Annotated in this window: 24 protein-coding genes; 19 read left to right on the top strand and 5 right to left on the bottom strand. The window is 69.9% G+C overall.

The genetic code is table 11. The annotated features are described in order from the left end of the window. Nucleotides 1–66 precede the first annotated feature (66 nt). The 4 genes from AC1G9L_RS20430 to AC1G9L_RS20415 all read left to right on the top strand — a co-directional run bounded on the left by AC1G9L_RS20430 (nt 67) and on the right by AC1G9L_RS20415 (nt 2953). A complete protein-coding gene (locus AC1G9L_RS20430) occupies nt 67–498 on the top strand; it encodes a hypothetical protein (RefSeq protein WP_019801758.1) in 432 nt (143 codons plus the stop codon). 220 nt (nt 499–718) lie between these two features. Further along, on the top strand, nt 719–922 hold the full coding sequence (locus AC1G9L_RS20425; protein ID WP_481069838.1) for a hypothetical protein: 204 nt from the start codon (nt 719–721) through the stop codon (nt 920–922). A 37-nt stretch (nt 923–959) separates the two neighbouring features. Continuing rightward, nucleotides 960–2060 (top strand): DUF3182 family protein, encoded by a 1101-nt coding sequence (locus AC1G9L_RS20420; RefSeq protein WP_481069837.1) that lies wholly within the window; start codon nt 960–962, stop codon nt 2058–2060. Between the two features lie 2 nt (nt 2061–2062). After that, complete coding sequence (locus AC1G9L_RS20415; RefSeq protein ID WP_019799756.1) at nt 2063–2953, top strand: alpha/beta fold hydrolase; 891 nt, start codon at nt 2063–2065, stop codon at nt 2951–2953. A 249-nt stretch (nt 2954–3202) separates the two neighbouring features. Here the strand turns inward: AC1G9L_RS20415 and AC1G9L_RS20410 are convergent, their stop codons facing one another. Further along, complete coding sequence (locus AC1G9L_RS20410; protein WP_019799755.1) at nt 3203–3520, bottom strand: hypothetical protein; 318 nt, start codon at nt 3518–3520, stop codon at nt 3203–3205. Between the two features lie 325 nt (nt 3521–3845). Here AC1G9L_RS20410 and AC1G9L_RS20405 point away from each other — a divergent pair, with 325 nt between their 5' ends. The 8 genes from AC1G9L_RS20405 to AC1G9L_RS20370 all read left to right on the top strand — a co-directional run bounded on the left by AC1G9L_RS20405 (nt 3846) and on the right by AC1G9L_RS20370 (nt 13560). Next, nucleotides 3846–4676 (top strand): p-hydroxycinnamoyl CoA hydratase/lyase, encoded by an 831-nt coding sequence (locus AC1G9L_RS20405; RefSeq protein ID WP_019799754.1) that lies wholly within the window; start codon nt 3846–3848, stop codon nt 4674–4676. A gap of 80 nt (nt 4677–4756) precedes the next feature. Then, nucleotides 4757–6622, top strand: a complete 1866-nt coding sequence (locus tag AC1G9L_RS20400) for an AMP-binding protein (RefSeq protein ID WP_019799753.1) — start codon at nt 4757–4759, stop codon at nt 6620–6622. Nucleotides 6623–6700: 78 nt separating this feature from the next. Further along, complete coding sequence (locus AC1G9L_RS20395; RefSeq protein ID WP_481069836.1) at nt 6701–8107, top strand: alginate export family protein; 1407 nt, start codon at nt 6701–6703, stop codon at nt 8105–8107. A 14-nt stretch (nt 8108–8121) separates the two neighbouring features. Continuing rightward, nucleotides 8122–9444, top strand: coding sequence for a spinster family MFS transporter (locus tag AC1G9L_RS20390; RefSeq protein ID WP_010343730.1), 1323 nt, complete (start codon nt 8122–8124; stop codon nt 9442–9444). A 138-nt stretch (nt 9445–9582) separates the two neighbouring features. Beyond that, nucleotides 9583–10059 (top strand): MarR family winged helix-turn-helix transcriptional regulator, encoded by a 477-nt coding sequence (locus AC1G9L_RS20385; protein ID WP_010343729.1) that lies wholly within the window; start codon nt 9583–9585, stop codon nt 10057–10059. A 184-nt stretch (nt 10060–10243) separates the two neighbouring features. Then, on the top strand, nt 10244–11257 hold the full coding sequence (locus tag AC1G9L_RS20380; RefSeq protein ID WP_481069835.1) for a SphA family protein: 1014 nt from the start codon (nt 10244–10246) through the stop codon (nt 11255–11257). 27 nt (nt 11258–11284) lie between these two features. Continuing rightward, nucleotides 11285–12052, top strand: coding sequence for a coniferyl-alcohol dehydrogenase (locus tag AC1G9L_RS20375; protein WP_019801346.1), 768 nt, complete (start codon nt 11285–11287; stop codon nt 12050–12052). 38 nt (nt 12053–12090) lie between these two features. Then, nucleotides 12091–13560 (top strand): benzaldehyde dehydrogenase, encoded by a 1470-nt coding sequence (locus tag AC1G9L_RS20370; protein ID WP_481069834.1) that lies wholly within the window; start codon nt 12091–12093, stop codon nt 13558–13560. 295 nt (nt 13561–13855) lie between these two features. Here the strand turns inward: AC1G9L_RS20370 and AC1G9L_RS20365 are convergent, their stop codons facing one another. Continuing rightward, entirely contained in the window at nt 13856–14755 is a 900-nt protein-coding gene (locus tag AC1G9L_RS20365) for a helix-turn-helix domain-containing protein (RefSeq protein WP_481069833.1), read from the bottom strand. 93 nt (nt 14756–14848) lie between these two features. On the opposite strand from AC1G9L_RS20365, the gene pobA reads away from it, so the two are divergent. Both pobA and AC1G9L_RS20355 read left to right on the top strand, forming a co-directional pair. Next, nucleotides 14849–16027, top strand: coding sequence for a 4-hydroxybenzoate 3-monooxygenase (pobA, locus tag AC1G9L_RS20360; RefSeq protein WP_019801117.1), 1179 nt, complete (start codon nt 14849–14851; stop codon nt 16025–16027). A gap of 445 nt (nt 16028–16472) precedes the next feature. Then, nucleotides 16473–16961: a nuclear transport factor 2 family protein gene (locus AC1G9L_RS20355; protein WP_019801118.1), complete on the top strand. Its 489-nt coding sequence runs from the start codon at nt 16473–16475 to the stop codon at nt 16959–16961. Nucleotides 16962–17048: 87 nt separating this feature from the next. Here the strand turns inward: AC1G9L_RS20355 and AC1G9L_RS20350 are convergent, their stop codons facing one another. From AC1G9L_RS20350 to AC1G9L_RS20340, 3 genes are read right to left on the bottom strand one after another with little or no spacing between them, the layout of a single operon-like run. After that, entirely contained in the window at nt 17049–18032 is a 984-nt protein-coding gene (locus AC1G9L_RS20350) for a 2Fe-2S iron-sulfur cluster-binding protein (protein WP_019801119.1), read from the bottom strand. A gap of 50 nt (nt 18033–18082) precedes the next feature. Then, nucleotides 18083–18832, bottom strand: a complete 750-nt coding sequence (locus AC1G9L_RS20345; protein WP_481069832.1) for a GntR family transcriptional regulator — start codon at nt 18830–18832, stop codon at nt 18083–18085. 29 nt (nt 18833–18861) lie between these two features. Next, a complete protein-coding gene (locus AC1G9L_RS20340; RefSeq protein ID WP_209245259.1) occupies nt 18862–19938 on the bottom strand; it encodes an aromatic ring-hydroxylating dioxygenase subunit alpha in 1077 nt (358 codons plus the stop codon). 329 nt (nt 19939–20267) lie between these two features. On the opposite strand from AC1G9L_RS20340, the gene AC1G9L_RS20335 reads away from it, so the two are divergent. The 5 genes from AC1G9L_RS20335 to pcaG all read left to right on the top strand — a co-directional run bounded on the left by AC1G9L_RS20335 (nt 20268) and on the right by pcaG (nt 24189). Then, nucleotides 20268–20957, top strand: a complete 690-nt coding sequence (locus tag AC1G9L_RS20335) for a 3-oxoacid CoA-transferase subunit A (RefSeq protein ID WP_019800900.1) — start codon at nt 20268–20270, stop codon at nt 20955–20957. Next, nucleotides 20945–21616, top strand: a complete 672-nt coding sequence (locus AC1G9L_RS20330) for a 3-oxoacid CoA-transferase subunit B (RefSeq protein ID WP_209231244.1) — start codon at nt 20945–20947, stop codon at nt 21614–21616. The genes AC1G9L_RS20335 and AC1G9L_RS20330 overlap by 13 nt, the downstream gene beginning before the upstream one ends. Then, nucleotides 21613–22821 carry a 3-oxoadipyl-CoA thiolase gene (gene pcaF / locus AC1G9L_RS20325; RefSeq protein WP_481069831.1) on the top strand — a complete coding sequence of 403 codons (1209 nt, stop codon included), beginning with the start codon at nt 21613–21615 and terminating at the stop codon, nt 22819–22821. The genes AC1G9L_RS20330 and pcaF overlap by 4 nt, the downstream gene beginning before the upstream one ends. Before the next feature lie 86 nt (nt 22822–22907). Next, nucleotides 22908–23627 carry a protocatechuate 3,4-dioxygenase subunit beta gene (gene pcaH, locus AC1G9L_RS20320; RefSeq protein ID WP_017908147.1) on the top strand — a complete coding sequence of 240 codons (720 nt, stop codon included), beginning with the start codon at nt 22908–22910 and terminating at the stop codon, nt 23625–23627. Between the two features lie 4 nt (nt 23628–23631). Next, nucleotides 23632–24189, top strand: coding sequence for a protocatechuate 3,4-dioxygenase subunit alpha (gene pcaG, locus AC1G9L_RS20315; RefSeq protein ID WP_019800039.1), 558 nt, complete (start codon nt 23632–23634; stop codon nt 24187–24189). Nucleotides 24190–24252 lie beyond the last annotated feature (63 nt).

The following is a 24252-nucleotide window of genomic DNA, read 5'->3' as shown; positions in this document are numbered from 1 at the left end:
CTCACGTTGCGCTCACTTTCGCCGCGCAGAATGTGCGGATCGCAACGCCGTATCGTGGAGTCGGCCATGCAGGATCTTCGCATCGATCATGTGGATGGCGCCTTGTCCGCCCTGGACCAGGCCGACCCGCAGTACAAGGCCGCGCTGTGGCAATGGGCGTGCCTGGAAATGCTGCACGAAACGCTCAGCGCCATGCACCAGCTCTCGCACCGCGCCGGCGTGGCCGAACTGGTCGCCGACGCGTGGCTGGCCCCGGTCGATGTCATCGCGCCGGAGCAGCCCTTCATGGAGCGCGCCGCGCTGGCCGATCCTCGCGTGCAGGCATTCGCACTGGCGCTGAATGCGGCGGCGTCGCGGCAGTCGCGCGCGGAGCTGTGGCGCAGCGGCTATGCCAGTGCGGTGCAGTCCACCTTGCAGGGCATGCAGGCGTTGGCCGGCAAGCACCGGATCGATGCGCGGTTGCCCGCGCACCACGCTGCGGCGCCGGCGGCCCCCTGAGCACGGCGCCGGCGCAGCCTGCGTGCGCTGCTGCGCGTCCTGGCGATTCTGATAGCGCGGCGCGCTTTTGTTCGTGCTGATGTCTTCGCCGCAATCGCAAGGCGCATCGCCGGGCGGCGATGCGGTTGCCTGCGTGCCGACGATGCTCGTGCTCACGCGATGACACGCGCACCACGGCGCGTTCACCCGCGTGCGACAGCCTGCGCGACAGCCTTGGGCCATGCGCCACGACGCCCGCCACTCTGCAGCTTCCCTTCCAGCGTCCGCGCCGACGCAGCGGCGTGACCGGGATGCCAGCGGCACGCCCGAGGTCTCGGCGTGGTGGACGCAACTGCGCGCCAGTCGCGGGCTGCGCGTGGTCGTTTCGCTCCTGCTGATCGCCCTTGCCCTGGCAGTGCTGCCGCGCTGGTACGGCCATGGCTGAGATGTCGCGTCTTCCCCATCCGCACGGAGCGCCCGCCATGGCCCGATCCGCTGCGCATGCCAATGTCCGCGCCTACCGCGGACACGATGCGGCGTCCGCGGGCCACGAGGCCGCCACGCATGCCTGGGTGGTCGCTGAAGTCGCGCGATTGATGCGCCTGCCGGTGCACGACGTAGGTCCCGCCGCCGGGTCGGGTACCTTCTACGTGCCTGACGAAACCCTGACGGAAGCGCAGGCCGCGCAACTCGGCGTGCACAGCGCGGCCGATCTGCTGGGCGGCGTGGTGCCGCATGCCTTCATTGCGACCAAGGCGATCAGCCATCCGCTGGTCGATGGCGATGCGCAGGCGCCGGCAGGGTGGCAGCCGGACCTCGGCGTGGCCCTGGCGGCCGCGACGCTGCCGGGCTACACCGCCTTCAGCGCCGCGGATGCCCGGCGCGCCTTCGCGCGTCTGTGCGACGGCGGCCAGGTGCGGCTGAAGCCGTGCCATGGCGTGGGCGGGCTGGGGCAGGTCCTGCTGCACGATACGGCGGCGCTGGACGCGGCGCTGTCGGCCTTGCCCGTCCATGAATTGCACCGGCATGGCGTGGTGCTGGAACGGCATCTGCAGCAGCCGACCACTTTCAGCGTCGGCGAAACCCACTGCGCCGGCATGACCATCGCCTACTGCGGCACGCAGTCGGTCAACCGCGACGGCAGCGGCCGCGAGGCCTATGGTGGCTCGGAGCTGCACGTGATCCGCGGCAGCTTCGACACGCTGCTGGCGCAGCCGTTGCCGCCGCGCCAGCGCACCGTGGTGCTGAAGGCGCGCGACTACGACCGGCTGGTGGCAGCCGCCTATCCGGGCTTCTATGCGTCGCGGCGCAACTACGACGTGATCGAAGGCCTGCTTCCCGACGGCAGCGTCGTCTGCGGCGTGCTTGAGCAGTCCTGGCGTGTCGGCGGCGCCACGCCGGCGGAACTGGCCGCGGTCGCCGCGTTCCAGCAGTCGCCGACGCTGCAGCGCGTGATCGCCGCCACCGTCGAACGCTACGGCGCGCATCCGCCGCCGCCGCCCGGGGCGCAGGTCTACTACGTCGGCGAGGAGCCACGCACCGGCCTGTTGACCAAGTACCGCCACATGCGCAGCGTGCCCTGACCATGGAAGCCGAACTGTCCAGCATCGATATCCCGGTCGACGATGCGGCGCTCAGCGGCACCTTGCTGACGCCGACCAGCCGCCTGCCCGGCGTGCTGTTCGTGCACGGCTGGGGCGGCAACCAGCACCACAACCTGGTGCGCGCGCGAGAGGCGGCGGGCCTGGGCTGCGTGTGCCTGACCTTCGACCTGCGCGGCCACGAAGGCCTGGCGGCGATGCGCGAGACGGTGACGCGGGCGCAGAACCTGGACGACATCAAGGCCGCCTACGATCGCCTGGCGGCCTCGCCGCAGGTGGATCCGGAGGCGATCGCGGTGGTGGGGCTCAGCTACGGCGGTTACCTGGCCGCGTTGCTGACGCTGGAGCGGCCGGTGGAGTGGCTGGCCCTGCGCTCGCCGGCGCTGTACAAGGACGCGCACTGGGACGGGCCGAAGGTCGCGCTGAACCGCGATCCGGACCTGATGCCGTACCGCAACCGCGTGGTGACGCCGGCGGACAACCGCGCTCTGGCGGCCTGCCAGCGCTATCGTGGCGATGTGCTGCTGGTGGAGGCCGAGCGCGACGTGATCGTGCCCGGGCAGGTGCTGCGCAACTATGCGGCAGCGTTCTCCAACGCGCGATCGCTGACAACGCGCACGATCGCCGGCGCCGATCATGCGCTGACCGAAAAAGCGCACCAGGCCGCTTACACGCATTACCTGATCGACTGGCTGACCGACATGGTGATCGGGCGTCGCGTGGCGCTGGCCAGCAACGTGGTCGAACAACGCAAGCAGCGGCTCAAGCGCAGCGAGGGCGAGTCGGCGCCGGCGCCGGGCAAGGGATCGAACGCGTTCCATGGGCGCCTGGAGGCGAAGGAGTACAGCGCGTCGCCGCCCACGTCGTCGCGTTGACAGCAGCGTGGGGAGCGAACGACAGCAAACCCGCGGCGCAGGCCGCGGTGTGCCATGCACGCGATGGTGTGCTGTCCTGTTTGTCGCGGCTACGCCGGCACGCGGCGCCTTGTGGGCGCCTTCAGTAACGACCGAAGACTTGTCGTAGGAGCGGCTTCAGCCGCGACAGGCATTCTCGGTAACGCCCGTCGCGGCTGAAGCCGCTCCTACGCGGGCAACGACGAGATGCCCCGCTGTGCGAGGCGCTCCTCAGTGACAACGCCCCGAATGCGCCAGATGCTGCCACGCGTGCCGCACCAGCCAGCGCGCCTCGTCCCACGGCACCGACAGCATCGGCGCGCACTGGTGATAGGCGTCCTGCAGCACTCGGTAGAGTTGCGCCTCGCTGGCGCGCGGATAGGCCAGATAGACGTCGTAGCCGATCTTCAACAGCTGCGCGTAGTCGGCGAATCCCTGGCGGCCGAGGCGGCCCTCGGCATGGGCCTGCTGCCAGTACGCCATTTCGGCGTCCAGATCGATGCGGACGTGAGCGCGGGTCGGTTGGTCAAGCGCGGAGACGGTGTGCATCACATCACCCCGGTGTCGACGGAACCCCTGTGGCCTGGATGCTAACCCGGGACTGAACGTCCTCTGTGAGCATTGCGTTCGCTGGGCGTGAAGCCTCGCGGCGATGCGTCGGCGGATCTAAGGTCCTGGGATGGCCTGCTCCCTTCGCGACGCCCACGAAAGCCGCTATCGCGATGGCTGTCGTGCCGCCCAAGAGCGTACCGCCATGGTCCGACCACCGCGCGGCGCCATGCTGCAGTGCAGCTTGCGCCGAAATAATGATGATCTATAACTATTATCAGTCCTAAGTGATCCGCTCCTTCCCCCTCCCCATGCAGGCCTATCCATGAGCAGCTACCAAGACCGCTGGCAGACCGTCCAGGTCGAGATCGACGCAGGCATCGCCTGGGTCACCCTGAATCGCCCGGACAAGCGCAACGCGATGAGTCCCACGCTCAACCGCGAGATGACCGACGTGCTGGAAACGCTGGAACTGGACAGCGACGCCGAGGTGCTGGTGCTGACCGGCGCCGGCGAATCCTGGTCGGCCGGCATGGACCTGAAGGAATACTTCCGCGAGACCGACGGCAAGGAAGAGATCGTGCAGGAGCGCATGCGCCGCGACTGCTCGCAGTGGCAGTGGCGCCTGCTGCGCTTCTACAGCAAGCCGACCATCGCCGCGGTCAACGGCTGGTGCTTCGGCGGCGCGTTCTCGCCGCTGGTGGCCTGCGACCTGGCCATCGCTGCCGACGAGGCGGTGTTCGGGCTGTCGGAGATCAACTGGGGCATCCCCCCGGGCAATCTGGTCAGCAAGGCGGTCGCCGACACCATGGGCCACCGCAACGCCATGCTCTACATCATGACCGGGCGTACCTTCACCGGCACCGAGGCGGCGCAGATGGGCCTGGTCAACGCCAGCGTGCCGCGCGCGCAGTTGCGCGCCGAAGTGACCAAGCTGGCGCAGGAACTGCAGCAGAAGAACCCGGTGGTGCTGCGTTTCGCCAAGCACGGCTTCAAGCGCTGCCGCGAGCTGACCTGGGAGCAGAACGAGGACTACCTGTACGCCAAGGTCGATCAGTCCAATCACCGCGATCCCGAGAAGGGCCGGCAACAGGGCCTGAAGCAATTCCTGGACGACAAAACCATCAAGCCCGGTCTGCAGACCTACAAGCGCTGACCCGTCGCGTCGCCTGCGGCCCGCGGGGCCGCGGCGGCGCTGCCGCACGCCGTGCCGTCTCTCTCCTCCGGATGGTTCCGATGAATGCCGCTGAGTCCGTTGCCACCGCCGTGCGCTACCGTCCTGTCGGACTGAGCCACGCCGATACCGAGGTCCACCGCGATGCCGACGGCGTGCTGCGCCTGCGCGCGCGCGAACCGCTGGCGCCGCTGCCCAGGCACCTGCTGCAGCGCCTGCAGCACTGGGCGCTGCACACCCCCGACGCGACCTTCGTGGCGCAGCGCGACGAAGATGGGCAGTGGCGGCGGCTGAGCTACGCGCAGATGCTCGAGCGCACCCGCCGTATCGCCGCGCACCTGCTGGACATGGGCCTGTCGGCGCAACGGCCGCTGGCGATCCTGTCGGGCAACGATCTGGAACACCTGCAGCTTGCGTTCGCGGCGATGTACGCCGGCATCCCGTACTGCCCGGTGTCGCCGGGCTATGCGTTGCTGTCGCGCGATTTCACCAAGCTGCGGCATGTGGCCGAGGTGCTGCGCCCGGGGCTGCTGTTCGCCAGCGACGGCGACGCATTCGCCCCGGCGATCGCGGCCGTGTTCCCCACCGATGTACCGGCCGTGTGCATGCGCGGCACCCTGCGCGATCGCGCCTGCCTGCGCTTCGAGGAGTTGCTGGCGCCGCGCGCGCTGGACGCCGCCGATGCCGCCTTCGCCGCCTGCGGCCCGGACAGCATCGCCAAGTTCCTGTTCACCTCCGGCTCCACCCTGCTGCCCAAGGCGGTGATCACCACCCAGCGCATGCTGTGCGCGAACCAGCAGATGTTGCTGCAGACCTTCCCGGTGCTTGGCGAGACGCCGGTGCTGGTCGACTGGCTGCCGTGGAACCACACCTTCGGCGGCAGCCACAACATCGGCATCGCCCTGTACAACGGCGGCAGCTTCTATCTGGACGACGGCAAGCCGACCCCGGCGCTGTTCGAGCAGACCCTGCGCAACCTGCGCGAGATCGCGCCCACCGTGTACCTGAGCGTGCCGCGCGGCTGGGAACAGCTGGCGCAGGCGCTGGAACAGGACGCGGCGTTGCGCGAGACCTTCCTGTCGCGCATGCGCATGTTCTTCTTCGCCGCCGCGGCATTGTCGCAGGAAGTCTGGGACCGGCTGGAGCGCATTGCCGAGGCGCACTGCGGCGAGCGCATCCGCATGCTCGCCGGCCTGGGCATGACCGAATGCGCGCCGTCGTGCACCTTCACCCACGGCACCAGCAACACGCCGGGCGACGTCGGCGTGCCCGCACCGGGCTGCGAGGTCAAGCTGGTGCCGGTCGGCGACAAGCTGGAAGCGCGCTTCCGCGGGCCGCACATGATGCCCGGTTACTGGAACGCGCCGCAGCAGACCGCCGAGGCCTTCGACGAGGAAGGCTTCTACCGTTCGGGCGATGCGCTCAAGCCGATCGACCCGCAGCATCCCGAGCGCGGCCTGTTGTTCGACGGACGCCTGGCCGAGGACTTCAAGCTGTCCTCCGGCGTGTTCGTCAGCGTCGGCCCGCTGCGCACGCGCGTGCTGATGGAAGGGGCCGCCTACGTGCAGGACGTGGTGGTCACCGGCGCCGACCGCGACGCCATCGGCCTGCTGCTGTTCCCGCGGCTGGACGCGTTGCAGGCGCTGTCGGGGATGCCCGCGCAGGCCGAGGCGGCGCAGGTGCTGCAGGCGCCGCAAGTCCGCGACTGGCTGCAGCGCCTGCTCGACACGCTCAACCGCGGCGCCACCGGCAGCGCCAGCCATGTCGCGTGCGCGGCGTGGCTGGAACAGCCGCCGAGCCTGGAGGCCGGCGAAATCACCGACAAGGGTTCGATCAACCAGCGCAACGTGCTGCGCGCGCGGGCGGCGCTGGTCGAACAGCTCTACGCCGGCACCGCACCGGGCACGGTGGCGGTGCCGCCGTCATGACCGCACCGCTTGGCCGCGCGACCGGATAGCGGATCGCGCTCCTTCGCACCACTGGCTTCGAGACTTGGGAGGGAATCGATGACTGTGCCTCATGCGCGCGCACGCCGTGCGCCTCGTACCGTGTGCCTGGCCATTCTGTGCAGCGTCGGCTGCGCCCAGGCCGATGCCGAAAACAACGGCCCGCAGGGCAAGCTGCTGGCCGATCAGGAAGACTATTCGGCGCTGGCGGCGCGTCCGCGCCAGGGCTGGCAGAAATGGAAATACATCCCCGTCGGCGATGGCTGGCTCAGCCTCGGCGGCGAGAGCCGCACGTTGTACGACTATCGCGAGCACGCCGGCTTCGGCCGCTTCGCCACCGATCCGCACGGCTATGCGCAGCAGCGCCTACGCTTGTGGGCCGACTACCGGCCTTCGGCGTATCTGCGCCTGTTCGGCGAACTGGCCGACAGCCGCGTCGCCGGCCTGCAGACGCGACCGGTGCAGGCCACCGATCGCAACCCACTGGACCTCGCGCAAGGCTTCGTCGAACTGTCCGACGGGCAGAAGGAGCCGGCCTGGCGCCTGCGCGCCGGCCGCCAGCAGATCGCCTACGGCTGGCAGCGCCTGCTCGATCCGCGCGACCCGGCCAATTCGCGCATGCCGTTCGATGCGGTGCGGCTGCTGACCCGGCAGCCGCGCTGGAGCGGCGGCCTGCTGTGGGGGCGCCCGGTGCTGACCCGTACCGGCAGTTTCGACGACCGCACCAACCGCGACCAGCGCCTGTGGGGCGCGCACGCCGAAGTGCCGCTGTCGCCCAGCCAGCCGAAGGCAGCACTGCTGGAGACGCTGTACCTGGACACCGTGCAGGACGGGCGCCGCTATGGCGGCGTGGTCGGCGAGGAGCATCGGCACACGCTGTCCACGCGCCTGAGCGGCGCGGTGCAGGGCTGGGACTACGACCTGGAACTCATCGGCCAGCGCGGCCGTTTCGCCGGCCAGCGTGTGCGCGCCTGGCAGGGCACGCTGTTCGGCGGCTACACCTTCGCCAAGACCGCGTGGACGCCGCGCCTGGGCTGGCGCATGGAGGCGTCCTCCGGCGACCGCGATCCGCGCGACGGCGAACTGAACACCTTCAACGGCCTGTACGCGCGCGCCTCGGTGTTCGACGGCAGCATGATCAGCAGCAACGTGCGCGCCATCGGCCCCGAGCTGGTGCTGCGTCCCAGCGAGCGGCTGTGGATCGACATGTACGTGCTCAAGCTGCAGCGGCAGAGCCTGCACGACGGCGTGTACGCGGCCGGCTGGCGGGTGCTGCAGCCGGGCGACGCCAACGATGCGCGCGACATCGGCACGCGCTCGGTGGTGTGGGTGAAGTACCGCTTCAACGCCTTCGCCAGCCTGGACGTGTACGCCCACTACACCCAGGCCGGGCCGTTCCTGCGCGAGGGCGCGGTGCGCGGCCGCGACTACTTCTACATCGCCCCCTTCCTGACCCTGCGCTTCTGAGCCGGAGCCTTCCCATGCGCGATCCGCTGTCATCGCCTGCGCCGTACCGCCCGCTGTATGCGTGGTACGTCACCCTCGTGCTGCTGCTGGCCTACACGCTGTCCTTCGTCGACCGGCAGATCCTGGGTTTGCTGGTGCAACCGATCAAGCGCGACCTGCAGTTGTCCGACTCGGCCTTCAGCCTGGTCCACGGCTTCGCCTTCGCGGTGTTCTACACACTGATCGGGGTGATGCTGGGCCGCGTCGCCGACCGCCGCAACCGCCGCAACCTGATCGTGCTCGGCGTGGTGGTGTGGATCGCGGCCACCGCGGCCGGCGCCTACGTCACCAGCTTCTTCACCCTGTTCCTGGCGCGGGTGTTCGTCGGCGTCGGCGAGGCCTCGCTGTCGCCGGCGGCGTACTCGATGCTGGCCGACTACTTCCCGCCGGAAAAACGCGCGCGGGCGATGAGCGTGTACACCTCCGGGGTCTACATCGGCTCGGCGGCGGCGTTCATCGTTGGCGGCCTGGTGATTGCGGCGACCAGCAAGGAGAGCACGGTGGTGCTGCCGCTGCTGGGCAGCTTCCGGCCCTGGCAGGCGGCCTTCATCCTGGTGGCGCTGCCTGGCCTGGCGGTGATCGCGCTGATGGCCACGGTGCGCGAGCCGGCGCGGCGCGAGCAGGCCGCGGCAGTGCCCAGCGTGCGCCCGGACCTGAGCCACCTGCGCGACAACGCGCGGGTGTACGTGTCGCTGTTCCTGGCCAACGGGGTGATCGCGATGATCACCTTCGGCATCACCGCCTGGTTGCCGGCCACCTTCATCCGCCGCTGGCAGTGGACCCCGGGCGAGATCGGCCCGGCCTACGGCATCATCATCCTCACCTTCGGCATCGCCGGCATGCTGTTCAGCGGCTTCCTCGCCGACCGCCTGGCCGCGCGCGGCAGCCGCGATGCGGCGCTGAAGATCTCGCTGGTCGGGGCGGTGCTGCTGGTGGTCAGCAACGCGTTGTTCGCGATCGCGCCGGGGCCGTGGCTGGCGCTGGCGGCGGTCGCGCTGACCACGTTCGTGCTGGGCATGCCGGTGGCGCTGGCGCCGGCGATCCTGCAGGCGGTCACGCCGAACCGGCTGCGCGGCCAGGTCACCTCGATCTACCTGCTGCTGGTCAACCTGATCGGACTGGGCCTGGGGCCGTACCTGGTGGCGCTGGGTACCGACCACGTGCTCGCCGACGAGCGCCAGGTCGGGCTGTCGCTGGGCGTGGTGTGCATGGGCGCGGCGCTGCTCGGCGCGCTGTGCCTGTGGACCGCCGCCGCGCCGTACCGGGCGCTGCTGCGGCGCGTGGACGCGGCGTTGTGACCATGCGCGGCCATGCCCCTACAATGCAATGGCGACGGCACCGCCGGCCGGCGCCGACGGATGCGTGCGCAGCCGCCGTGACCTGGCCGCAGGACGCCCCATGCAGGAAGCGCAGTGAGTTCGAAACCGAGTCCCGAGATGTCCAACAGCGCGTTGCCCGCCGATCCGCACATGGCGGACAGCGTGGACCAGCGACGCCTGACCAGCCTGATCGGCTACCGCATCACCCGCACCGAACTGCAGGTGCGGCGGCTGTTCCAGGACTGCGTGCGCGCCTTCGAGCTCAAGCCGGTGGAGTATTCGCTGCTGGTGCTGGTGGACGCCAATCCCGGCATCAACCAACGGCAACTGGGCGAAGTGCTGAGCGTGTCGCCGCCGAACCTGGCGATCGTGGTCGCGCGACTGGTCAAGCGCAAGCTGCTGCGGCAGGTCCGCGGGCGCCAGGATCGGCGCATGCAGCACCTGCATCTGACCACCGCCGGCACGGCGCTGCTGGCGCAGGCCGAAGCCGAAGTGGTGCGCATGGAGCAGCAGCTAGGCACCGCGCTCGGCGCGACTTCCGCACGCGCGCTGCTGCAGGCGCTGGACAGGCTGGACGCGCTCGACCGCCTGTAGCCCTGTGCGTGGGCGCGGCCGGCCTGCGCCGCGCGCCCATCTTCCCCGTTGATGTCCCACCCGCCGCCAGCGTCCCGCTGACGCTGCGCGTCGCCGTGCGGCCGCGCCCTGCGCGCGGCGGCGCCTGTTCGCGTTTCTCTTCCCCCGCACCCCGCCGTTCCCCTTTCGCTTGGAGTGCCTGCCCGTGACCCGTGTTCGTCACCGTGTTCCCTCGTCGCCGCGCACCCGCCCGCGCGTGTCCCTGCTCGCCTTGCTGACCATCGTCTGCGCCGCCCCGGCGGCCGCGCAATCGGTGCCGCAGAGCGCCACCCTGCCGACCGGCATCAACACCGGCGGCACCAGCTTCTTCGACGGTTTCAGCAAACCCAATCCGGGCTGGACGGCGATCCAGTACCTGCGCCGCTACGACTTCGATGCGATCAAGGACGCGCACGGCGACGACGTGCCGGTGTTCCGCGATCCGCACATCGGCTCCTCGGTATGGGTCACCCAGGTGGCCTACCTCAGCGACTACAAGCTGTTCGGCGGCTCCCTCGGCATCACTGCGCTGGCGGCGCTGGTCGACCTGGACACCTCGTTCGCCTACGACAGCCCGGTGCGGCTGCGCGACAACGGCGTCGGCCTGGGCGACCTGACCATCGGCCCGTACCTGCAGATGGCGCCGGTGATCCGCGACGGCCGGCCGGTGTTCTCGCAGCGCTTCGAACTCGATGCGCTGGCGCCGATCGGCAAGTTCGACCGCAACCGCGACGTCAACCAGGGCTCGGGCTACTGGTCGGTGCTGCCGAGCTGGGCCTTCAGCATCCTGCCGACGCCGCGCTGGGAGATCAGCGGGCGGCTGAACTACATCTACAACTTCCGCGCCGACAAGGCCTCCAACGTACCGCAGGGCGATGGCTTCGTGTTCCGCAACGGCCAGGCCGGCGACGCCGCCTGGCTCAACTTCGCCAGCTCGCTGGAAGTGGTCAAGGACCTGCACCTGGGTATCAACGGCTACTACCTCAAGCAGTTGCGCGACAACCGCACCAATGGCGAACGCGTGGCCGACAGCAAGCAGACCCTGTTCTATCTCGGCCCCGGCCTGTCGTGGCGGATCGACCAGAAGAACATCTTCAACGCCAACTTCTACATGCCGGTGGAGGTCAAGAACGCGCCGTCCGGCCACAACGTCAACGTCCAGTACATCCACGTCTTCTGACCAACCCCGCAACGGACACGCGCTGCCATGAACCTGCACAACAAGACCCTCCTCGTCACCGGCGTGGCCTCCGGCATCGGCGCCGAGGTCTCGCGCCTGGCGCGCTTCCACGGCGCCACGGTGATCGGCATCGACCGCCAGCCGGTCAACATGACCCTGCACGGCTTCCACCAGGCCGATCTGGGCGACCCGGCCTCGATCGATGCGCTGGTGGCGCAGTTGCCCGAGCGCATCGACGCGCTGGCCAACATCGCCGGCGTGCCCGGTACCGCGCCGGTGGACGTGGTGGCGAAGGTCAACTACCTGGGCCTGCGCCACCTCAGCCAGGCGCTGCTGCCGCGCATCGTGCCCGGTGGCAGCATCATCAACATCGCCTCCATTCTCGGCGCGGAGTGGCCGCAGCGACTGGAACTGCACAAGCAGCTGGCCGCCGCCGACAGCTACGCCGCCGGCAGCGACTGGCTGGCGGCGCATCCGGTGCCGCAGGACACCTGCTACCAGTACTTCAAGGAAGCGCTGATCGTGTGGACGCTGCTGCGTTCGCGCGACTGGTTCGCCGACCATTCGGTGCGCGTCAACAGCGTCGCGCCCGGCCCGGTGTTCACGCCGATCCTGGGCGATTTCGTCACCATGCTCGGGCCCGAGCGGGTCCAGGCCGATGCCGGCAAGATGAAGCGCCCGGCCTATGCCGACGAAGTGGCCGAAGCGGTGGTGTTCCTGGCCTCCGATGCGGCGCGCTGGATCAACGGCGTCAATCTGCCGGTGGACGGCGGACTGGCCGCCACGTCGATCTGAGTACGCCCCCGCCCATTCTTTCCACGAGAGTAGACATCATGCACAGCACCGAACCCCTGGCCGCCGCATCCACCTGGAGCGAGCGCATCTTCAATGGCGAGTGGATCGCCGCCCAGGGCGGCGTCCTCGAGGTGATCGAACCCGGCAGCGGCAAGGCGCTGCACCGCGTCGGCCAGGCCAATGCGGCCGACGTGGCCACGGCGGTGGCGCAGGCGCGCGAGGCGCAACGCGCCTGGGCGGCCACGCCGCCGCGCGAGCGTGCGGCGGTGTTCCATCGCGCCGCGCATGTGCTGCAGCAGCATGCGGCGGCGGCCGCGGCGCTGATCGCCCGCGAGACCGGCGGCATCCTGCCCAAGGGCGAGCACGAGGTGCGCGAGGCGATCGTGCTGCTGCAGCAGGCCGCGGCGATGCCGCTGCAGGCGCAGGGCCAGGTGCTGCCTACTGCGCCGGGCCGGCTGAGCCTGGCGCGGCGCCTGCCGCTGGGCGTGGTCGGGGTGATCTCGCCGTTCAACTTCCCGCTGGTGCTGTCGCTGCGTTCGGTGGCGCCGGCGCTGGCGGTGGGCAATGCGGTGGTGCTCAAGCCCGATCCGCGCACGCCGTACGCTGGCGGTTTCGTCATCGCCGAGGTGCTGCAGCAGGCCGGCCTGCCGAAGGGCCTGCTGCACGTGCTGCCGGGCGGCGCCGACGCCGGCCAGGCACTGGTCGAGGCGCCCGGTGTGCCGATGATCGCGTTCACCGGCTCCACCGCCGCCGGCCGCCGCATCGGCGAGCTGGCCGGCAAGCACCTGAAGAAGACCGCGCTGGAGCTGGGCGGCAAGAATTCGCTGATCGTGCTGGAGGATGCCGACCTGGACAAGGCGGTGTCGGCGATCGCCTTCGGCGCGTACTTCCACCAGGGCCAGATCTGCATGGCCACCGGCCGCGTGCTGGTCCAGCGCAGCATCGCCGCGGAGCTGACCCGGCGCCTGGCCGAGAAGGCGCGGCACCTGCCGGTCGGCGACCCGGCCACCGCGCACGTCGCGCTCGGCCCCATCATCGACCAGCGCCAGTTGCAGCATGTCAAGGAGGTGGTCGATGCCTCGGTGGCGGCCGGCGCCGTGGTCGAGGCCGGCGCTACGCACGAGGGCCTGTTCTACGCGCCCACCGTGCTGTCGAACGTGCGGCCGGGCATGCCGGCGTTCGAGGAGGAAGTGTTCGGCCCGGTCGCCAACGTGATCGCCTTCGACAGCGACGACGAAGCGGTGGCGCTGGCCAACCAGACCGAATACGGCCTGTCGGCCGGCATCCTGTCGGCCTCGGTCGGCCGCGCGATGGCGCTGGGCGAACGCCTGCACACCGGCCTGCTGCACATCAACGACCAGACCGTGGCCGACGAAGTCACCAATCCCTTCGGCGGCACCGGCGCCTCCGGCAACGGCACCAGCATGGGCGGCCCGGCCGACTGGGGCCAGTACACGCACTGGCAGTGGGTGACGATCCAGGACAGCGCACCGCAGTATCCGTTCTGAGTGTTGTGAGTCGCCGGGCGTCGCATCGGCGCCTGGCGATGCGTGATGGATGCAGTGCTCGCAGGAGCGATGTCTGCTCCGTTGCCTGCGAGTTGAGCTACGCGCGGCCAATACGGCGTCGGCCCCGCACTGTGGGAGGGACTTCAGTCCCGACGCCTCTGCGCTGACTCGCCATTGCCGCTGCGTTCGTCGCGGCTGAAGCCGCTCCTACACCGGACGACGCCGGTGTCTCCCTGTACATCCTTGTAGGAGCGGCTTCAGCCGCGACCGGGCCATCTCGACGAACCCCACGCGCTCACCCCTGCGCCCGCTGCCGGAACTGCATCGGCGAACATCCGGCATGGCGGCGGAAGCAGCGGCTGAAATACGCCGCATCCGCATAGCCCAGCACTTCGGCGAGTTGTTGCACGGTCAAGGTGGTGTAGACCAGGCTGCGCCGCGCTTCGAGCATGATCCGGCGTTGCAGCAGTTCCAGTGCCGAGGCGCCGGCCAGGCGCCGGCACAGCGCGTTGAGATGGCTGCGGCTCAGTCCGAGCCGGTCGGCATAGCGGGCCAGCGGCCAGTGTTCGCGGTAATGCGCGTCGATCAACGCCGTGTAGGCACGCACATGGCACGCGCCGCGGTCGGCGTCGTGCGGATCGGCGTGGGCCTGCGCCAGTGCGCCGCGCGCCGCCCACAGCAGGGCCTGCGTCGCCAGCGCCTGCAGCATCGGCTCGCGGCCGGGGCGGCGCTGCGCGTGCTCGACGGCGATGGCGGTGAAGCAGGCGTCGAGCATCGGTTGCTGGTCGCCGGCGGGCAGGCACACCGGCTGCGCCAGCGCCTCGTCCAGGCTCGGCCATTGCGCCGCCAGGCGCTGCCGCAGCGGCGCCGACACGGTCACGATGTGGCCGCGCACGTTGCGCTGGAAGCGAAAGCCGTGCACGCACAGCGGCGGCAACAGCAGCAGGCATGGTCCGCGCAGGCGCTGCTGCGTTCCGTCCAAGTGCAGGCCGGCGCTGCCGCGCTGCAGATACAGCAGTTGCAGCAGATCGTCGTGGCGGTGCGGGCGGATGTGCCAGTCGTGCAGGCGGCTGCGCGCGGCGATGGATTCCCAGTGCAACAGGTCCGGTGTCTCGCGGTCGCCGGTCTCGCCGTACAGGCGGAAGGCCGGGACCGTGACGGGCGAAGTGGCGGCAGCTGAAGCGGTACGGGGCATCGGCGAAAAGTACCGGAATCGGTCGCAATGATCCATGTCCTCGGCGCGCCGCAGCCGGAACACTGTGCGTCGGTCCCATCCTGCGGAGGACGCATGCGTACCCAGGTCGCCATCGTCGGTGCCGGCCCGGCCGGACTGCTGCTCGGGCAGTTGCTGCACGGCCACGGCATCGACACCGTCATCGTCGAGCGGCAGACGCCCGAGCACGTGCTGTCGCGCATCCGCGCCGGTGTGCTGGAGCAGGGCACCGCCGACCTGCTGTGCGCCGCCGGTGCCGGCGCGCGCATGCAGCGCGAAGGCATCGTCCACCATGGCTTCGAGCTGGCGCTGGAGCAGCGGCGCGAACGCATCGAGCTGAGCGCGGCGACCGGTGGCCGTGCGGTCACCGTCTACGGCCAGACCGAAGTGACCCGCGACCTGATGGACGCACGCCGTGCCGCCGGGGCCACCACGCTCTATTCCGTCGAGGACGTGCAGCTGCACGACATCGACGGGCCGCAGCCTTGGCTGAGTTTCGTGCAGGAGGGCGCCACGCAGCGCCTGGATTGCGACTACGTGGTCGGCTGCGATGGTTTCCACGGGGTCAGCCGCCGCGCGATCCCGGCCGAGGTGCTGCGCGTGTACGAGCGGGTCTATCCGTTCGGCTGGCTGGGCGTGCTGGCCGACACCCCGCCGGTGGCAGACGAACTGATCTATGCGCGCAACGCATGCGGCTTCGCCCTGTGCAGCATGCGCTCGCCCACCCGCACCCGTTACTACGTGCAGGTGGCGGCGGAAGAGCGGGTGGAGGACTGGTCGGACGATCGCTTCTGGGACGAATTGCGCCGGCGCCTGCCCGACGACGTGGCGCAGGCGCTGGTCACCGGCCCGTCGCTGGAGAAGAGCATCGCGCCGCTGCGCAGCTATGTCGCCGAACCCATGCAGTATGGCCGCCTGTTCCTGGCCGGCGATGCCGCGCACATCGTGCCGCCGACCGGCGCCAAGGGGTTGAACCTGGCGGCCGGCGATGTCGGCCTGCTCGCGCACCTGTTCGCGCAGGCGCAGCAGGAGCGCAGCGATGCGCCGCTGCAGCGCTATTCGGAACTGGCGTTGCAACGCGTGTGGAAGGCCGAGCGCTTCTCCTGGTGGATGACCACGATGCTGCATCGCTTCCCGGACGAGGACGCGTTCAGCCGCCGCCTGCACGATGCGGAACTGGACTATCTGCTTGGAAGCGCCGCCGGTCGCGCCACGATTGCCGAGAATTACGCGGGACTGCCGTTGGCGGTTTAGAGCGGGGATTGGTGAGTCGGGATTGGGGATTCGCAAAGCCGCGCCCCAGGCCCCCTGCGCACGTCGATCGTGTCCTTCTCCGCTTTCTTCCAATCCTGAATTCGGAATCCCCACCTCGACAGGAGAGTCGTCGATCATTGTGATCGATGATGGCGATCAAGCGCGCCGATGGATGATCGTGCAGAGCGCCAATGCATCGCGGCGCCATGCACTGCACGCGAACCTTCAGGTGCGTGTTACCGCGCCATTTCTGATATCCAGGTAACTGTGGCGATTCTCCCAGACCAGGAAAAAAGCCGATAAAACTGCCGGTTTTTCGCGATTTCATGGATTGCGCAAGGGCTGCACGTTGCTACGCTGCAGCCGCGGCGGTGCCCTCGTTGCCACGCATCGCGGTAGCGCAGCGTCATCGCGCATTCCCCTGTCCCCCATCGGAGCGTCTTCCATGAAGATCCGTTTTCAGGCCTGTCTGCTTGCGCTGCTGCTTGCGCTTCCCGCCGCGTCCGCGTTCGCGCAGACCGCGGTCACCGCCAATCCCAACCATGAGCAACTGCTGCACGGCGAGGACTGGCGTACCAGCGCCAACAAGCGCCTGGTCTACGACTTCTGGCGCATCGTGTTCGAAGCCGGGCACACCGAATATGCGCCCATGTACATGGCCAAGGACTACATCCAGCACAACCCGAACGTGGCCAATGGCCGCGATGCGTTCCTGGCGTTCCTGACCTCCTTCGTCAAGCCGACGCCGATCCAGCCGCGCGTGCAGTTGCCGCTGGTGGCGATCCTGGCCGAGGGCGACTACGTGACCCTGGTGTCGGTGCGCACGCTGCCCGATCCCAAGGACGCCAGCAAGACCTACACCACCACCTGGTTCGACATGTTCCGCATCCAGAACGGCAAGATCCAGGAGCACTGGGACGCGGCGACCAAGTGAGGTCGCGGCGCGCGCGTTGATCGCTGGCAGGTGCCGTCCACCCGCGTGGACGGCACCTGCGCGCTGAGAGGGGGATGTGCGCAGGCGTCAGAACGCGTCGGCGCGGTAGCCCGTGTCGATGCTGACGCTGCCGCCGAGCGCACGCGAGACGCAGGCGCACAGCTTGCGGTTGCTGTGGCGCTGTTCGTCGCTGAGGAACACGTCGCGGTGGTCCAGCGGGGCGGCCGCGTCCAGCACCTCGACCACGCACAGGCCGCATTCGCCGCGGCGGCAGTCGGCCATGACTTCCACGCCGGCCGCGCTCAGCGCGTCCAGCAGCGATTCGTTCTCGGCCACCTGCACGGTCTTGCCCAGCGCCGGCACCTGCACCACGAACGGCTGCGCTGGTGCGTTGCCGCTGTTGCCGAAGGTCTCGAAGTGCAGGCGCGCACGCGCGCGGCCGTCGTCGCGCCAGCGTTGCCGCAGTTCGTCCAGCAGCGGCAGCGGGCCGCAGGCGTAGACGTCGGCGTTGCGCGGCCATTGTGCGATCTGTGCAGCCAGCTCGAGCTGGCCCAGGTGTTCCGGGCAGAACAGTTGCAGGCGCTCGCCCAGCAGGTCCTGCAGATGCTCCAGGTAGGCCATGCTGGCGCGGCTGCGGCCGGCGTAGAGCAACTGGAACGGAATGCGCCCGCGTGCCAGCCGCTGCGCCATGCCCAGGATCGGGGTGATGCCGATGCCGCCGGCGACCAGCACGATGTGCTCGGCGGTCTCGTCCAGGGCGAAATGGTTGTTGGGCGAGGAAATCTCCAGTTGGTCGCCCGGCGCCAGCGCCCACATCGCGCGCGAACCGCCGCGACTGTCGGGCACCGCGCGCACCGCGATGCGGTAGTGGCCATCGGCGGCAGGCTCGCCGACCAGCGAGTAGGAGCGTTCGTGCCAGGCCTCGCCGATGCGCACGCGCACGTCGAGATGGCTGCCCACGGTGAACGGGCGGCTGGCGCGGCCGGGATCGAGCACGATCTCGCGCACGTCCTGGCACGGCGTGGCGACGGCGACGACGCGGGCGGTGGTCCACTGGGTGTCTTTGCGCATGGCGGGGTCCAGCAGGCGGGAAGAGGAGGTTGGTACGGCGCGCGCCGCGATCAGGCCGGCGGACGCCGCCGCAGCAGGCGGCTGCCGGGAATCTGTCCGAGTGCGTTCTGGTCGTGCAGGGCGTGGTGCGCGTTGCGCTGCGCCAGCCGCGCGTGTTCGCGCATCAAGGCCTCGGCGCGTGTGCCTTCACGGCGCACGATCGCATCCAGCACCTGGCGGTGCTGGTCCTGCGCGATCGACAGCACGGTGGCGGCCTGGCCGCGCTCGAGCACGAAGCTGCTGGGCGAGGCGAACGGCAGTTGCGCGACGCGCGCGAACTCGCGCGAGAGCAGCGCACTGCCGGCCATCTCGAACAGCAGCGCGTGCCACTGCGCATTGCAGTCCACATAGCGGGCAAAGGCCTCCTCGCTCAGCGGTCGCGTCGCCAGGACGACGTCGATCTGCGCCAGCAACGCCTGCGCCCGCGCCAGCAAGGCCGGCTCGGCACCGCGCTCGGCGGCGCGGCGCGCGGCCAGGCCTTCCAGGGTGCCGCGCAGTTCGATGGCGTCGTCCACGTCCGCTTCGTCGAACGCCTGCACCGCGTAGCCGCCGCCACGCAGCGGCTGCACCAGGCCTTCCTCGGCCAGCCGCTGCAGGGCGGCGCGCACCGGCGTGCGCGAGACGCCCAGGCGCTCCACCAGAGCGACCTCGGACAGGCGCTCGCCGGCGGGCAGGGCGCCGGCCAGGATCAGCTCACGTACTTCCAGCAGGGCGCGGGTGGTCTGTGCGGCACTGGAGCGGAACGGATGCGCGGCGGACATGGCGGTGGCTCCGGGATCCTGGCGGCGGTTCATCCGACCATGCGCAGCTGCAGGTCCTGGTTGCGCTGCTCGGCGGCGACCATGCGTTCGATCAGCCGCCGCGCCCACATGCCGCCGGCATCGACGTTGAGGTTGTAGAACACGTGGTCCGGATGCGCGTCGATGGCGCGTTGTTGCGCCTCCAGCACCAGCTCGTCCTCGCCGAACACGCCGGTCACGCCGTCGCGCAGGCGCGTGGTGATCGATTGCTCGTGCAGCGAGTGGTTGCGCACGAACGCCCAGAAGTAGTGACAGGTACGGTCGGTTTCCGGGGTGATGGTGTTGAGTACGTAGCCGTTGACCCCGCGCGAGCGATCGCCCTGCGGCGCGCCGCTGCCGGCCACCGCCACGCCGACGTCGATGGCGATGGTGCAGGGCGCCTCGAAGCGGATGATCTGCCAGCGGTCGACCTTGCCGCGGTAGCCGTGCGCGTGTTCGATCTGCCAGGCCCAGAACGGCGGCGGGTCGATGTCCAGCATCCAGCGCGAGACCACCGTGCTGCGTTCGCCGTGGACCACGTCGAACGGCGCCTCGGCGACCTCGTCCTGGCCGATGCTGGAGCCGTGCACGAAGGTCTCGTGGGTCAGGTCCATCAGGTTGTCCAGCACCAGCCGGTAGTCGCATTTGACGTGGATGGTGCGGCCGTCGCCGGCCCAGGCCGGGTCGTCGTTCCAGTGCAGGTCCGGCACCAGTGCGGGATCGGCCAGCGCCGCATCGCCCGGCCATACCCAGACGTAGCGGTGCCGTTCCACGGTGGGGAAGCGGCGCACGCAGGCGGACGGATTGATGGTGTCCTGCGAGGGCATGTGCACGCAGCGCCCGTTCGCGTCGTAGACCAGGCCGTGGTAGCCGCAGACCACGTCATCGCCGCGCAGCCGGCCCATCGACAGCGGCACCAGCCGATGCCAGCAGGCGTCCTCGAGCGCGGCGACGCGGCCGCTGCTGGTGCGGTACAGCACGATGTCCAGATTGCACACCTTGCGCGGCAGCAGCGCGTGCTTGACCTCGTGATCCCAGGCGATGGCGTACCAGGCATTGAGCGGAAATGCCGGAGCGGACGACTGCATGGCGGCGACCTCGATTGTGTATACAACAGGCTGGGGAAAGATCCTTGCGTGTTGCGGACGGAAGGCGAAATAGCGCCGCCTTCACGCCATCGCCCGATGCGGGGGCGATGGCTGAATGTATACAACAGGGTAGGGCCGGCGCACCGTTGCCGCATCGTTAAATTGTTCGTTTATCGAACTATGCATCCGATAATCGGATTGACCGCCCGCCGGAGCGGGCCTAACGTGGCCTCCCGGAGCGACCTGGAGGAGGATGTCGTGGCAGACCTTGTAATGCGATTGCGCCGACGCGCGCTGCGCCCCCGGCCGGCGACGGCGGAGCGGCGCCGATGATCGACAAGACCCTGGCCTCGTGCGCCGACGCGGTGGCCGACATCCACGATGGCGCCACGGTGATGATCGGCGGCTTCGGCACCGCGGGCATGCCCGATGCGCTGATCGACGCGCTGATCGCGCAGGGCGCGCGCGAGCTCACCATCGTCAACAACAACGCCGGCAACGGCGAGACCGGGCTGGCTGCGCTGATCAAGCACAAGCGCGTGCGCAAGATCGTGTGCTCGTTCCCGCGGCAGAGCGATTCGCAGCACTTCGACGCGGCCTACCGCGCCGGCGAGCTGGAACTGGAGCTGGTGCCGCAGGGCAACCTGGCCGCGCGCATCCACGCCGCCGGCAACGGCCTGGGCGCGATCTTCACCCCCACCGGCTACGGCACCGAGCTGGCCGCCGGCAAGGAGACCCGCGAGATCGACGGCCGCCATTACGTGCTGGAGTATCCGATCCGCGCCGACTTCGCGCTGATCAAGGCGCATCACGGCGACCGCTGGGGCAACCTGGTGTACCGCAAGACCGCGCGCAACTTCGGCCCGCTGATGGCGATGGCCGCCACCTGCGCGATCGTGCAGGTGGAACAGGTGGTGGAGCTGGGCGCGCTGGATCCGGAAGCGGTGGTGACCCCGGGCATCTTCGTGCAACGGCTGGTGGCGGTGCGCACCGCGCAGGAGGACGCATGCACGCGTTGAACGGGCGCGGCATTGACCGCAACGCGCTGGCCGCACGGGTGGCACGCGATATTCCGGAGGGCGCCTACGTCAACCTGGGCATCGGCCTGCCGACCGCGGTGGCCAACTTCCTGCCGGCGGACAAGGAGATCTTCCTGCACAGCGAGAACGGCCTGCTCGGCATGGGGCCGGCGCCGCCGCCGGGGCAGGAGGACCTGGACCTGATCAACGCCGGCAAGCAGCCGGTGACGCTGCTGACCGGCGGCTGCTATTTCCACCACGCCGACTCGTTCGCGATGATGCGCAGCGGGCGCCTGGACGTGTGCGTGCTCGGCGCGTTCCAGGTGTCGGTGCATGGCGACCTGGCCAACTGGAGCACCGGCGCGGCCGATGCCATCCCCGCGGTCGGCGGCGCGATGGACCTGGCGATCGGCGCCAAGCAGGTCTACGTGATGATGGAATTGCTGACCAAGCGTGGCGAACCCAAGCTGGTCGACGCGTGCAGCTATCCGTTGACCGGGCTGCGCTGCGTGTCGCGGGTGTACACCGACCTGGGCGTGTTCGCGCTGGGGCCGGACGGCGCGCGCGTGCTCGAACTGGTCGAAGGCGTGAGCCTGGACGACCTGCGCCAGGCCACCGGGCTGGCGCTGACCCTGGCCGATTCCACGGAGGCGGCATGAACGAGGCCTACATCATCGACGGCGTCCGCACGCCGATCGGCCGCTACGGCGGCGCCCTGGCCGGGGTACGCGCGGACGACCTCGGCGCGGTGCCGCTGCAGGCGCTGCTGGCGCGGCAGCCGCAGCTGGATCCGGCGCAACTCGACGACGTCTACCTGGGTTGTGCCAACCAGGCCGGCGAGGACAACCGCAACGTCGCGCGCATGAGCCTGCTGCTGGCGGGCCTGCCGTTCGGCGTGCCGGGCAGCACGGTCAACCGCCTGTGCGGCTCCGGCCTGGATGCGATCGGCACCGTCGCGCGCGGCATCCGCGCCGGTGAGCTGGGCCTGGCCATCGCCGGCGGCGTCGAGTCGATGTCGCGCGCGCCGTGGGTGATGGGCAAGGCCGACAGTGCCTTCGCCCGCAACCAGCAGCTCGAAGACACCACCATGGGCTGGCGCTTCGTCAATCCGAAGCTGCAGCAACTGTATGGCGTGGAGCTGATGGGCGAGACCGCCGAGAACGTGGCCGCACGCTACGGCATCTCGCGCGAGGACCAGGACGCCTTCGCCCTGCGCAGCCAGCAGCGCACCGCCGCCGCGCAGGCCGCCGGCTTCTTCGACGGCGAGATCGTGCCGGTGACCGCCCCGGGCAGGAAGCGCGGCGAGACCGTCGAGGTCAGCGTCGACGAGCATCCGCGCGCCGACACCACGCCCGAGGCGCTGGCCAGGCTCAAGCCGATCTTCCGCCAGCCGGGCACGGTCACTGCCGGCAATGCCTCGGGCATCAACGATGGCGCCGCCGCGCTGCTGCTGGCCAGCGACGCGCAGGTGCAGGCGCTGAGCCTGACGCCGCGCGCACGCGTGCTGGGCTTCGCCAGCGCCGGCGTGGAGCCGGCCTACATGGGCATCGGTCCGGTGCCGGCCACGCGCAAGCTGCTGGCGCGGCTGGGGCTGTCCATCGGCGACTTCGATGCGATCGAACTCAACGAAGCCTTCGCCGCGCAGGGCCTGGCCTGCCTGCGCGAACTCGGCGTCGCCGACGATGCCGCGCACGTCAATGCCAACGGCGGCGCGATCGCGCTCGGTCATCCGCTGGGCATGAGCGGTGCGCGCCTCGCCCTGACCCTGCTGCGCCAGCTCGAGGCCAGCGGTGGTCGCCGCGGCCTGGCGACCATGTGCATCGGCGTCGGCCAGGGCGTGGCGCTGGCGATCGAGCGGCTGTAGCCGCTCGCCCCATCGACGCTGCGCCCCGCACGCCTGCATCATCCTTCCAGCCAACCGGCTCCGCGTGGAGCCAGCGAGACCGCACGATGCGCGACGACACCCCCATCGATCCCCTGCTCGGCTATCGGCGCCCGTACCCCGGGACGCAGCCGGCCTACCTGCACCCGCCCTACGCCTCCACCGGCGCACGCGGCCCCACCCGCGATCCGATCGCGATCCCGCTGACCCTGTCCGAGGCCACCGGCCCGACCCTGGACCGCACCACCCTCGGCGAACACGCCGCCGATCTCACCGCCGGCTTCCCCGGCGCACCGCTGGGCGAGCGCATCATCGTCAGCGGGCGCCTGCTCGACGAGAACGGCAAGCCGGTGCGCAACAGCGTGGTCGAGGTGTGGCAGTGCAACGCCGCCGGCCGCTACCTGCATGCCGGCGACCAGCACGACGCGCCGCTGGATCCCAACTTCACCGGCACCGGCCAGGTGCTGACCGACGACCACGGCCGCTACCGCTTCACCACCATCAAGCCCGGCGCGTATCCGTGGCGCAACCACTACAACGCCTGGCGCCCGGCGCACATCCATTTCTCGCTGCACGGCGACGGCATCGGCCAGCGCCTGGTCACGCAGATGTATTTCCCCGGCGACCCGCTGCTGGCGTTCGACCCGATCTTCAACTGCGTGGAGGACCCCAAGGCGCGCGAGCGCATGGTCTCCGCGTTCGACTGGGAGACCACCGCCAACGAGTTTGCGCTGGGCTACCGTTTCGACATCGTCCTGCGTGGACGCAAGCAGACTCCTTGGGAGTGAGGCGATGAGTTTCCAGGCAACCCCCTCGCAGACGGTCGGCCCCTACTACCGCATCGGGCTGGAGCCGCTGTACCGCACCGAGATCGCGCCGGCGCAGGCGCAGGGCACCCACGTGGAGATCGTCGGCAGCGTGTTCGACGGCAACGGCGCGCCGGTCGGCGATGCGCTGCTGGAGATCTGGCAGGCCGATGCCGCCGGCATCTACGACCATGCCGCCGATCCGCGCCGCGGCGACCACGATCCCGCCTTCCACGGCTGGGGCCGGGTACCGACCGACGCGCAGGGCCGCTTCGCCTTCCGCACGGTCAAGCCCGGCCGTGTCGCCGGGCCCAAGGGCCTGCAGGCGCCGCACCTGGTGGTGCTGGTGTTCATGCGCGGCCTGCTGCGCGCCGCGCCGACGCGGCTGTACTTCGGCGACGACGACCTGGACGGCGACGCGATCCTGGCGCAGGTGCCGGCCGAGCGCCGCGCCACCCTGATCGCGCAACCACAGGCGCCCAACCGCTACCAGTGGGACGTGCGCATGCAAGGTGAGCACGAGACCGTGTTCTTCCGCTACTGAGCGCAGCGACATCCCGCACAGGCCGCAGCGGTTACGCTGCATGATCTCTCCACCGCCTACGAA

Source organism: Xanthomonas sp. NCPPB 1132 (assembly GCF_056629235.1).
This window is presented reverse-complemented; position numbering and strand designations above follow the sequence as displayed.

Bases quoted from the DNA above. Each gene is read 5' to 3' on its own strand.
- AC1G9L_RS20430 (WP_019801758.1), top strand. From the start codon at position 67: ATGCAGGATCTTCGCATCGATCATGTGGATGGCGCCTTGTCCGCCCTG.
- AC1G9L_RS20425 (WP_481069838.1), top strand. From the start codon at position 719: ATGCGCCACGACGCCCGCCACTCTGCAGCTTCCCTTCCAGCGTCCGCG.
- AC1G9L_RS20420 (WP_481069837.1), top strand. From the start codon at position 960: ATGGCCCGATCCGCTGCGCATGCCAATGTCCGCGCCTACCGCGGACAC.
- AC1G9L_RS20415 (WP_019799756.1), top strand. From the start codon at position 2,063: ATGGAAGCCGAACTGTCCAGCATCGATATCCCGGTCGACGATGCGGCG.
- AC1G9L_RS20410 (WP_019799755.1), bottom strand. From the start codon at position 3,520: ATGCACACCGTCTCCGCGCTTGACCAACCGACCCGCGCTCACGTCCGC.
- AC1G9L_RS20405 (WP_019799754.1), top strand. From the start codon at position 3,846: ATGAGCAGCTACCAAGACCGCTGGCAGACCGTCCAGGTCGAGATCGAC.
- AC1G9L_RS20400 (WP_019799753.1), top strand. From the start codon at position 4,757: ATGAATGCCGCTGAGTCCGTTGCCACCGCCGTGCGCTACCGTCCTGTC.
- AC1G9L_RS20395 (WP_481069836.1), top strand. From the start codon at position 6,701: ATGACTGTGCCTCATGCGCGCGCACGCCGTGCGCCTCGTACCGTGTGC.
- AC1G9L_RS20390 (WP_010343730.1), top strand. From the start codon at position 8,122: ATGCGCGATCCGCTGTCATCGCCTGCGCCGTACCGCCCGCTGTATGCG.
- AC1G9L_RS20385 (WP_010343729.1), top strand. From the start codon at position 9,583: ATGTCCAACAGCGCGTTGCCCGCCGATCCGCACATGGCGGACAGCGTG.
- AC1G9L_RS20375 (WP_019801346.1), top strand. From the start codon at position 11,285: ATGAACCTGCACAACAAGACCCTCCTCGTCACCGGCGTGGCCTCCGGC.
- AC1G9L_RS20370 (WP_481069834.1), top strand. From the start codon at position 12,091: ATGCACAGCACCGAACCCCTGGCCGCCGCATCCACCTGGAGCGAGCGC.
- AC1G9L_RS20365 (WP_481069833.1), bottom strand. From the start codon at position 14,755: ATGCCCCGTACCGCTTCAGCTGCCGCCACTTCGCCCGTCACGGTCCCG.
- pobA (WP_019801117.1), top strand. From the start codon at position 14,849: ATGCGTACCCAGGTCGCCATCGTCGGTGCCGGCCCGGCCGGACTGCTG.
- AC1G9L_RS20355 (WP_019801118.1), top strand. From the start codon at position 16,473: ATGAAGATCCGTTTTCAGGCCTGTCTGCTTGCGCTGCTGCTTGCGCTT.
- AC1G9L_RS20350 (WP_019801119.1), bottom strand. From the start codon at position 18,032: ATGCGCAAAGACACCCAGTGGACCACCGCCCGCGTCGTCGCCGTCGCC.
- AC1G9L_RS20345 (WP_481069832.1), bottom strand. From the start codon at position 18,832: ATGTCCGCCGCGCATCCGTTCCGCTCCAGTGCCGCACAGACCACCCGC.
- AC1G9L_RS20340 (WP_209245259.1), bottom strand. From the start codon at position 19,938: ATGCAGTCGTCCGCTCCGGCATTTCCGCTCAATGCCTGGTACGCCATC.
- AC1G9L_RS20335 (WP_019800900.1), top strand. From the start codon at position 20,268: ATGATCGACAAGACCCTGGCCTCGTGCGCCGACGCGGTGGCCGACATC.
- AC1G9L_RS20330 (WP_209231244.1), top strand. From the start codon at position 20,945: ATGCACGCGTTGAACGGGCGCGGCATTGACCGCAACGCGCTGGCCGCA.
- pcaF (WP_481069831.1), top strand. From the start codon at position 21,613: ATGAACGAGGCCTACATCATCGACGGCGTCCGCACGCCGATCGGCCGC.
- pcaH (WP_017908147.1), top strand. From the start codon at position 22,908: ATGCGCGACGACACCCCCATCGATCCCCTGCTCGGCTATCGGCGCCCG.
- pcaG (WP_019800039.1), top strand. From the start codon at position 23,632: ATGAGTTTCCAGGCAACCCCCTCGCAGACGGTCGGCCCCTACTACCGC.